4 protein-coding genes and 1 pseudogene are annotated in these 4,839 nt (G+C 69.4%); 3 read left to right on the top strand and 2 right to left on the bottom strand.

Going from position 1 to position 4,839, the window contains the following annotated elements; genetic code table 11:
- The 3 genes and pseudogenes from VD972_RS27300 to VD972_RS27290 form a co-directional block, all read left to right on the top strand.
- Nucleotides 1-982 (top strand): annotated as a pseudogene (locus VD972_RS27300) (serine/threonine protein kinase); the annotation flags it as partial.
- A gap of 125 nt (nucleotides 983-1,107) precedes the next feature.
- On the top strand, nucleotides 1,108-2,412 hold the full coding sequence (locus VD972_RS27295; protein WP_324991684.1) for an AarF/ABC1/UbiB kinase family protein: 1,305 nt from the start codon (nucleotides 1,108-1,110) through the stop codon (nucleotides 2,410-2,412).
- Nucleotides 2,413-2,497: 85 nt separating this feature from the next.
- Nucleotides 2,498-2,824, top strand: coding sequence for a hypothetical protein (locus tag VD972_RS27290; RefSeq protein ID WP_324991683.1), 327 nt, complete (start codon nucleotides 2,498-2,500; stop codon nucleotides 2,822-2,824).
- 72 nt (nucleotides 2,825-2,896) lie between these two features.
- Here the strand turns inward: VD972_RS27290 and VD972_RS27285 are convergent, their stop codons facing one another.
- Nucleotides 2,897-3,325, bottom strand: a complete 429-nt coding sequence (locus VD972_RS27285; protein WP_324991682.1) for a response regulator — start codon at nucleotides 3,323-3,325, stop codon at nucleotides 2,897-2,899.
- A gap of 213 nt (nucleotides 3,326-3,538) precedes the next feature.
- Nucleotides 3,539-4,839, bottom strand: a 1,301-nt coding sequence (locus VD972_RS27280) for a sensor histidine kinase (protein ID WP_324991681.1), incomplete at its 5' end; no start/stop codon positions are given.

The following is a 4,839-nucleotide window of genomic DNA, read 5'->3' as shown; positions in this document are numbered from 1 at the left end:
CAAGCGGCCGGAGGATCGGTTCGCCTCGGCCGGGGAGCTGCGTCAGGCGCTGCAGGCCGCCCTGGCCCCGAAGCGCGAGAAGCCGCCGGGGCTGGCGGCGCGGGTGCGGGTGAGCGGAGGGGCGCCCGCCGTGGAGCTGTGCTGCGAGCGGGTGGGCCGTGCCGGACTCTTCCTCCACACGGAGGAGCCGCCGCCGCCGCTCCTCGAGGAGGTGGGACTGCTGCTGCGACTGCCCGGAGGAGAGCTGGCCTGCACGGGCCAGGTGGTGCGGCACGTGTCCTCGGAGCAGGCACGCCAGTGGAACATGGCCACCGGCTTCGGCGTGCAGCTGCGCGACACCGCGCCCGGTTTCCTGGAGGCCTTCGAGCAGCTGCTCAGGGGTGAGCGGCTGGTTCCGCAGACACCTCCCTTGAGCAGCGCGCAGGAGGATCAGCGGGCGGAGGCGGTGCTCCAGCGCTTCCGGAGCCGGCTGCTGGGCGATCACTACCGGGTGCTGGGCGCTGCCTGGGATGCAGACTTCGACACGGTGCGCGTCAACGCGCGCGAGGCCCGCCTGGCGCTCGAGCCGCTGCTGAAGCTTCCCCTGTCACCGGGGCAGCGGGCCCAGGTGGAGCGGGCGCTGGAGCGGGTGGAGGGGGCCTCACACGCGCTGAGCCACCCGGAGCGCCGCGCGGAGTATGACGCGAGCCTGTGCAACCTGGAGGGGCTGCTGCGGTGCCTGGCCGCGGGGCTCACCGTCACCGGGCTGGAGCAGTGCCGCCGCCGGTTCCTGGCGCGGCACCGCGTGCCAGAGGGGCACGCCACGGTCCACCTCGTCACGGGGGATGCGTTCGCCGTGCAGGGCAAGCTCTCGGAGGCCTTGGGGGCCTACGAGGCGGCGCTGCGGGTGGATCCGCTGCACCTCGAGGCGCTCAAGCGCTGGCGCTCGCTGCGGGCGCGGCTCCGGGGCGCCGCGGGTTCTCTCGAAGCGGTGGGGCGCTGACTGTGCGGAGCTCAGGCGCACCGCTCTACATGTCACCCGCTGCCCAGGCGGGCAGGTGTCCCCCCATGGCCCACAGGGGCCCCTTGCGTCCAGGGACTGGCTCCTCGTTAATCATCCCTGGTCCCATGTCCTCCAACTCCGACGACAAGCTCCCACCTCAGGGGCGGCTCACCCGGCTGCGCAAGCTGGCGGGGCTTTCCGCGCAGCTCGGTGCGGACGTGCTCAAGAGCGGCGCCCGGAGGCTGGCCGGCCAGGAGTCGGAGCTGCTCAGCAAGGGGATGGCCGAGAAGCTCGTCGCCACGCTCGGAGACTTGAAGGGCGCGGCGATGAAGTTCGGTCAGGCCGTCTCCATGGACTCGGATCTGCTCACCCCCGAGGTGCGTCAGATCATGGCGCGTCTGCAGAACCAGGCACCCTCCATGGGCTATGACACCGTGGCCCGGGTGGTTCGCGAGGAGCTGGGCGCCTCGCCCGAGGCCCTCTTCCGCGAGTTCGACCGGCAGCCGCTCGCCGCCGCCTCTCTGGGGCAGGTGCACCGCGCCGTGCTCGAGGACGGCCGCGCGGTGGTGGTGAAGGTGCAGTACCCGGGCGTGGGGGACTCGCTCAAGGGAGACCTGGACAACCTGGGCATGGTGGTGAAGACCTTCTCCAAGGCGGCCAAGGTGATGGACGGCACCGCCTACTTCCAGGAACTGCGCGAGGAGCTGCTGCTGGAGCTGGACTACCGCCGCGAGGCCCACCTCTGCCGCGGGTTCGTCCAGAGCGCGGCCCGGCTGCCGGACCTCAAAGTCCCGGACGTCATCCCCGAGCGCACCTCCGAGCGCGTGCTGACGCTGGAGCTGCTCGAGGGCCAGACGCTCAAGGACTGGGTGCTGACGGAGCCGCCACCCGAGGAGCGCTTCCGGGTGGCCCGCCAGCTCGTCCTCGCCATCTACGGCCCCTTCTTCTGCGCGGGGGAGATCCATGCCGATCCGCACCCCGGCAACTTCATGGTGATGAAGGATGGGCGGCTGGGGCTGCTGGACTTCGGCTCCATCAAGGGCTTCTCCGAGCGCTTCGTGGACGTCAACCGGCGCATGTTCCTCCAGGCGGTGAGGCTGGAGCCCATGGACATCCTCACCCTGAGCCGCGAGGTGGGCTTCACCGTGGAGCTGCCGGACGCGGAGGCTGAGGAGCTCATCCACGAGGTGCTCCGCATCGCCGGGCGGCCCATGCGCTCGCACGCATACGACTTCACCACCTGCGAGATCAGCCGTGACATGAAGCGGCACTTCGCCCGGAACGCGACCCGCTTCCTCAAGATCCGCCCCCCACCCGAGGCGGTGATGTTCTTCCGCTCCACGGGAGGCCTGGCGCAGAACCTGCGGCTCATTGGCGCACGAGGGGACTTCCGTCGCGTGTACCAAGAGGTGGCCGACCTGCTGGCCTGAGTTTCGACTGGATGTTCTTTTGGGTTCTCCCGGACTCGTACCCGTGCGCTCCCATGCCTAGCTTCGGGAAGGACGGGATTCGGGCATGTCGAATGAACGGCTCACCTATACGCGCGCCGCGAAGATGCGGCTCCGGATGCTCCCCGCGGAGTTGCGGGTGCACTTGGAGACCCACCTGGAGAACCTCGCCCTCCTCGCGGAGGGGATAGAGCCCGAGCGCTTGGCTCAGATCCTGGCGCATGAAGAAGAGGGCTTCGTCACGGACATTCCGGGAGCCCGGGTGTTCTTCTCGGTGGCCCCTGCCTCCCGTGTCCTCCTCATCCATCGCATCGAGGCGGCGCTGGAGGGCCTCCAGGACGCCGAGGCGGAGCTCACCCCGGCCCTGACCGATGGAGGGGGAGTCGACCGATAGCCTGGCCGGTGGGGCGAGGCGCCAGGGCCGCTCCTTCGAAGGGAGGGCCCCAGCGCTGACTCCCAGCCAGGGCTACTTGTTGATCACGCGGTTGGACGGATTGGACGAGGGGCTCGTCGCCGTGCGGCCTCGCTTGTAGAGGTCCGTCAGCTTCCTGGCCAGGTCCGCACCTTGGACGCTCTTGGAGATGTAGCCATCCGCGCCGGACGACAGCGCCAGCGAGCGCAGCTTCGACTCGTCCGAGGCCGAGTAGAGGATGAACTTGGTGCCCAGCGGCGCCTGCGCGCGCGCCAGCGACAGCACCTTGTCTCCGCTCAGCGCGGGGATGTTCACGTCCAGCAGCACCAGATCTGGCGCCACCGAACGCACGAGGTTGGAGACGCCCAGAGAGGACCGATGCGTCCGCACATCGAAGCCGTAGGACGAGAGCGAACGTTCAGCGAGTACAAGCTGATCCTGATCATCGTCTACTACGAGGACTCGGATCTTGGTTTCCGACATGGTTCCCCCAGGGGGCAGGGTTGTCGCTTAGAGAGACCCGATTATGGCCATGCCGGGCAACAGGATTGAAGGGGGGGGCGTGTAGGACCCACCGAAAAGCGCCAGGCGAGCAGGCACTTTTCGGAGAAAGCGGTGAGAGATCCAGCTGGATATTCAGAATAACCAGCCAGCGTTGATGGGGGGCATCAGGCCTGCTGCAGAGAACAGGGGCCCTCAGCGAGGTTTTCGGATGGCTCGCGGGTGGCGCCGGCCCTTCGCCTCGAGCGGCAGAGGGAAGGAGAGGGTGAACACCGCGCCCCCCTGCGGGCGGTTGGCGGCGGTGATGGTGCCCCCCGCGCGCGACATCACCCCGTAGGCCATGGACAGTCCCAGTCCCGTGCCGTGGCTGCCCTTGGTGGTGAAGAAGGGCCGGAAGATGCTGCGCAGGGAGACCTCGGGGATGCCGGTGCCCTCGTCCTCCACGGTGATGATGACCGCGCCGTCGGCCGAAGCGCCGCGCACGAGGATGGTGCCGCCGCTCGGCATGGCGTCCCGTGCGTTGAGCAGCAGGTTGATGAAGACGTAGCGCAGATCCGTCGCCACGCCATTCACCCTCGGCAGCGGAGGGACCGTCACCTCGACATGGAGTGACAGGCCCTGCTGTGCCGCGCGGTGCTGGATGTCGCTGTGGGCGATCTCCACCGCCTCCCGGATGACGTCGGCGAGCTGGACCTGCTCGCCGGGGTGCTCGGGCCGTTGCCGCGCGAAGTCCTGGAGGTGGCGGACGCGGGTGTTGGCGTCGCTGACGATGCGCGCCAGCGCGTCCAGGTGGCCGCGGTGGCGCACGGTGAACTCCGTGTCCCGCTCGATCAGCTCCAGCCGGAGCTTCATGGCGTTGAGGGTGTTGTTGAGATCGTGCGCGACGCCCGAGGCCAGCTCGCCCAGGGCGCGCAGGTGCTCCTGCTCGGATAGCGCCGCACGTGCCTGCTCCAGCTCCCTCTCGGCCAGGATCTGCGCGGTGATGTCGTGGGCAAGCACCAGCACCGCCTGTCTCGGCTGGGTCTGCTTGGGCGCGCCCACCTGCTCCGTGCGCACCTCCAGCGTCAGGACCCCGGCCTGCTCCTGATAGCGATCCACCACGGGGCCTCTCTCCCCCGTGGCGCTGAGCGCCCTACAGATCTCCTCGGCCATCTGCCGCAGCGTCTGCAGCGCCGGGCCCTGTGGCCGGCCCTGGTGCACGCGGTACCAAGGCCCACTCTGGGACAGCTCGTGCCAGCGCCGGTTGGCCAGCAGCACGACACCATCGCCGATGAGGGCCAGCGCGCTCGCGCTCGTCTCCAGCGCCCAGGCAGAGAGCCTGTGGGTGGAGAGGTGCTCCTCGTTGCGCAGCTCCAGCTTGCGGGCGAGCGCCTCGTGCTTGGCGATGAGCTCCTGGTACTGGCGCAGCAGTCCCTCTTGCGAGCCCGGAAGTCGCACGGCCTGGCGGGTAGCCTTGGCGAGGGGAGGAGAGGAGCGGCGGTGGGGGCTCATCGCTT

Origin of the sequence: Hyalangium sp. (assembly GCF_035629615.1) — a bacterium.
In the GTDB taxonomy this organism is placed as follows: Bacteria; Myxococcota; Myxococcia; order Myxococcales; family Myxococcaceae; genus Hyalangium.
The sequence above is the reverse complement of the archived record's forward strand: the minus strand, read 5'-3'. Positions and strand labels throughout refer to the sequence as shown.